The sequence below is a fragment of the Bartonella sp. MU37NMGALS genome (assembly GCF_042194015.1).
GTDB lineage: Bacteria > Pseudomonadota > Alphaproteobacteria > Rhizobiales > Rhizobiaceae > Bartonella > Bartonella grahamii.
Genome location: NZ_JBHIML010000019.1, coordinates 16094 through 19647, shown reverse-complemented (window position 1 = coordinate 19647; position 3554 = coordinate 16094). Strand labels below are relative to the sequence as shown.

The window sequence follows — 3554 nt, the reverse complement described above, 5'->3', positions numbered from 1 at the left end:
TATAGAGGGCAGATATTTTACAATTAACCCCACAAAAAACGGATGGTTTGAGCATCCGTTTGAAGCAGGAGCGAAGTTTATGACAACCACCCAAACATGCATCCAAGTATGGGATCGCCATAGTATTTTAGCCGAGCTACGCCGCCGTAATATGACCTTGGCGGAGCTCGCGAAAGCTTATCAACTCTCGTCATCCAGTGTTCAACACATTTGGACACGGTCTAACGAGAAAGCCGAACGCGCTATTGCCGATTTTATCGGTTTGCCCGTCGAGCAAGTATTTAGCGACCGCTACCCCAAAAGTCGCCGTCGCATTTTTAAAGCAGCAAAACATGCCAACACAGATTCGCGTGCGCATTCTGCTTTGCGCGGTAATGCTGCTTGAACTTCGTTACACGGCTTTGCGTTTTTGCGCATTTGCCATGAATTTAAATACCATAAGATAAAAAGGTTTATCAATGTCTAAAGATCAGTACGAAATAGGCAAGATAAATTGCATAGAGTTGCATCATAGAACAGCCATTTGCATGGGTTGGTTCTGGCGATTAGATGGTGGTCATATTGTTTTTATAGGGGGTGGTTATGGTTGCTGCTTGTAATTTATGGACCCCAGATGTCAGAAACGATATCGTTAATCCTTATTCAGAAGTTGAACGTTTACAGGTGATGCTTTCCTGTTCTTTAAAAGCAGTGAGTAGTGGATTTAAGCATCTGCCGATCCGGTATATTATTGACCCCCCGCATGGCTTATTTGATGCGGCGTTAGCACGACAGATTGTTATTCATATCTTGCATTATCAGTTTGAGGTGCCACGGCGACGTATTGTTGCGATACAGGCACGTCAGCGGACTTCTATTTCTCTATCTATGCAAGTGATTAACCGGCGTTTGGAAGAACCCGTTTTTGCGAAAGCTTATCGAAGATGGGCGGGGCGTGCGATGGATTTATTCTTTAAAGAGATCAGAAAGGCGGCGGCGTGATGGCACAGTTTCAAAAGCTTGCTCTTGATGTGATTGTGGTGCCGGAGCGTATACGCCCTGTGGATGATGAACATGCCAAGGCACTTGCACAATCAATGGCGCGGGAGGGATTGATGAATCCCATTACGGTGCGCCATACCCCCAATGCTAAAGAGGGCAATTATACGCTTATTGCTGGTGCGCATCGGCTTCGTGCTGCGGAGCTTTTGGGCTATAGTGACATTGATGCGGTTGTGGTGCAGGCGGATAAGGATAATGCTGCGCTTTTAGAAGTGGCAGAGAATTTGTTTCGCAATGAATTGTCAGTGATTGACCGTGCGCTTTTTGTCCAGACTTACCGCGAATTGTGGGAAAAAAAGTATGGGGAGATTCAACGTGGCGGTGACCATGGTAATCAATATACAAAGGACAAAATGGCAAAGGGTAAAGTTTACCCTTTGCCAAAAGATGGTTCTTCAGAGCATCATGAAACTGGGGGTGAAGGAGACAAAGTGGCAAAGGGACAAGTTGTCCCTTTGCCAAATGATGGTGACTTAAATGGTAAAGGGACAGTTTTATCTTTTGCCGAACATGTGGCGGACCGTATTGGTTTGTCTTCAAAATCAGTAAGACGTCTCAACAACATTGCTCAGCATCTACAGCCGGAGTTGCGGTCGGTTTTGCGTGGGACGGCATTGGCGGATAACCAAGCGCAGTTGTTGAAGTTGGCGAAGATGGAGCCGGTTGCGCAACGGCGTGTGGCAATTGCTTTGCAACAGGTTGAGGGGGATTTACGGCGGGCTGTTGATTTGGTCAATGGGATTAATACGCCGCCGCAAATTAATGAACAAGAGCGGGTTTTTGCTCAGTTATTGGGTGTTTGGCAGAGGGCGGATGCGCAGACAAAGGCGCGGTTTTATGATTATTTGAACAAGCAATCGGGGGAGGTGCTGTCATGAAGAGGCATGGTTGCGGGCAGCTTGATTTTTTCCAAAAGCCGGTTTTTCCTTGTCGTGAACCCGTTGCACAGATTGATTTAGGGCGGTTTCGCTCGCGCATTAAGCGTGCGATGGCGCGTGCTTTGAGAGAATGCCGGCATGAGCGCAGTGTGATTGCGGAGCGTATGGCGCATTATTTAGGGATTGGGTGTTTAAGTAAGGCGAGTTTGGATGCTTATGTTGCGGAAAGTAAGCAGGTGGATATTTCCCTGCCGCGTTTTAAAGCCTTTGTGCGGGCGACAGAAGCCTATTGGCTCTGGGATGAGGTGGTGAGTGAAGATGGATTGTTGCTGTTGCAAGGGGATGAGGCGCGGTTAGCAGAAATTGCGCGGCTTCAGCAGGAACAGCGGGAGATTGCAGCGCAATTGAAAGCCATGCGCGCAACGCCGGTTCGCATTAAAAGGGGGCAGCCATGAAGGAATGGTTTACTATTGCCGAATTGGCTGAGGCAGCTTTGCCAGGGTTGCCGAAAACAAAGATCGGTCTCAACAATCTTGCGCTTAAGAAATGGCGTTTGAATACACAATTGTTTCGCCAAACATTAGGCAAAACCAAGCCGGTTTGGGAGTATCACATTTCCTTATTGCCGGAGGGGGCGCGGGCGGCATTGTTGGTGCGGTTTGGTGGGGTTTGTGTAGAAGAAAAGACAGAGAAAAGCGATCAAAAGGCAAGTATTTGGGTGCGTTATGAGGGGCTTTCCAAGGCGCATAAAAGGCGCTGTGAAGAGCGTTTGAAGGCACTTTGTTTTTGGGAAGATTTGCTCCATGCCGGTATGGGTGTGCATGATGCGGCAAGTTTGAGTGCGGTGCAATTTGGTGTGAGCCGGATGTCGCTTTTTAATTGGCGGCAGATGGTGGAGGGGTATGAGCGCCCTGATTGGTTGGCAGCTTTAGCGCCTTGTTATGGTGAGGAGACTGTTTCGCAATTTGCGCCGTGTCATGAGGGGGCGTGGGAGGTTTTTTGTTCGGATTATTTGCGCCCGTCTCGCCCTGCTTTTTCGGCATGTTATCGGCGGATGGTTTCGGTTGCACAGGAGCGGGGTTTTGAGCCCATTCCTTCTGAGCGGGCTTTGCGGCGTCGTTTTAAGGCGCAAATTTCCAAAGCGGTTGTGGTTTTAGCGCGTGAGGGAGAAGAAAAGGCAAAAAAGCTTTATCCAGCCCAACGGCGTGATCGCTCGAGCTTGCATGCATTGCAAGCTGTGAATATGGATGGACATAAGCTGGATGTTTTTGTGCGTGTTCCTTGGGGAGAGAAGCCTGTGCGGCTTTATCTGATTGCCATTCAAGATCTTTATTCGGGCAAGATTTTATCGTGGCGCCTGTCGGATGCTGAGACTTGGGAAATCGTTCGTTTGGTGATTGGGGACATGGTGGAAGCTTATGGGATACCGGAGCGTATGACCTTGGATAATGGGCGTGCCTTTACCAGCAAGTGGATTTCTGGAGGTGTGCAAAACCGTTTTCGTTTTAAGATTAAGCCGGATGATCCGCAGGGGCTTTTGACGAGTTTGGGTGTGCAATTGCAATGGACCACCCCTTATAGCGGACAGTCTAAACCGATTGAGCGGGCATGGCGTGATCTGGCAGAAGCGATTTC

The 3554-nt window shown here is 48.7% G+C and carries 6 protein-coding genes; all 6 read left to right on the top strand.

All coding sequences use genetic code 11. From position 1 onward, the window contains the following. Nucleotides 1–79: 79 nt before the first annotated feature. Nucleotides 80–385 (top strand): helix-turn-helix transcriptional regulator, encoded by a 306-nt coding sequence (locus tag ACFIJP_RS07750; RefSeq protein ID WP_005864619.1) that lies wholly within the window; start codon nt 80–82, stop codon nt 383–385. Nucleotides 386–458: 73 nt separating this feature from the next. Further along, the gene (locus tag ACFIJP_RS07745) at nt 459–599 is read left to right on the top strand and encodes a hypothetical protein (RefSeq protein WP_375626756.1); all 141 of its coding nucleotides are present in this window, start codon (nt 459–461) and stop codon (nt 597–599) included. Then, a complete protein-coding gene (locus ACFIJP_RS07740; protein WP_038474380.1) occupies nt 583–981 on the top strand; it encodes a hypothetical protein in 399 nt (132 codons plus the stop codon). Before ACFIJP_RS07745 ends, ACFIJP_RS07740 begins: the two co-directional genes overlap by 17 nt. Beyond that, nucleotides 981–1919: a ParB/RepB/Spo0J family partition protein gene (locus ACFIJP_RS07735; RefSeq protein ID WP_375626755.1), complete on the top strand. Its 939-nt coding sequence runs from the start codon at nt 981–983 to the stop codon at nt 1917–1919. The genes ACFIJP_RS07740 and ACFIJP_RS07735 overlap by 1 nt, the downstream gene beginning before the upstream one ends. After that, nucleotides 1916–2374 carry a hypothetical protein gene (locus tag ACFIJP_RS07730; protein WP_375626753.1) on the top strand — a complete coding sequence of 153 codons (459 nt, stop codon included), beginning with the start codon at nt 1916–1918 and terminating at the stop codon, nt 2372–2374. Before ACFIJP_RS07735 ends, ACFIJP_RS07730 begins: the two co-directional genes overlap by 4 nt. Further along, nucleotides 2371–3554 (top strand): transposase domain-containing protein (locus ACFIJP_RS07725; protein ID WP_375626751.1); only part of this gene is annotated, 1184 nt, incomplete at its 3' end. The genes ACFIJP_RS07730 and ACFIJP_RS07725, both read left to right, overlap by 4 nt.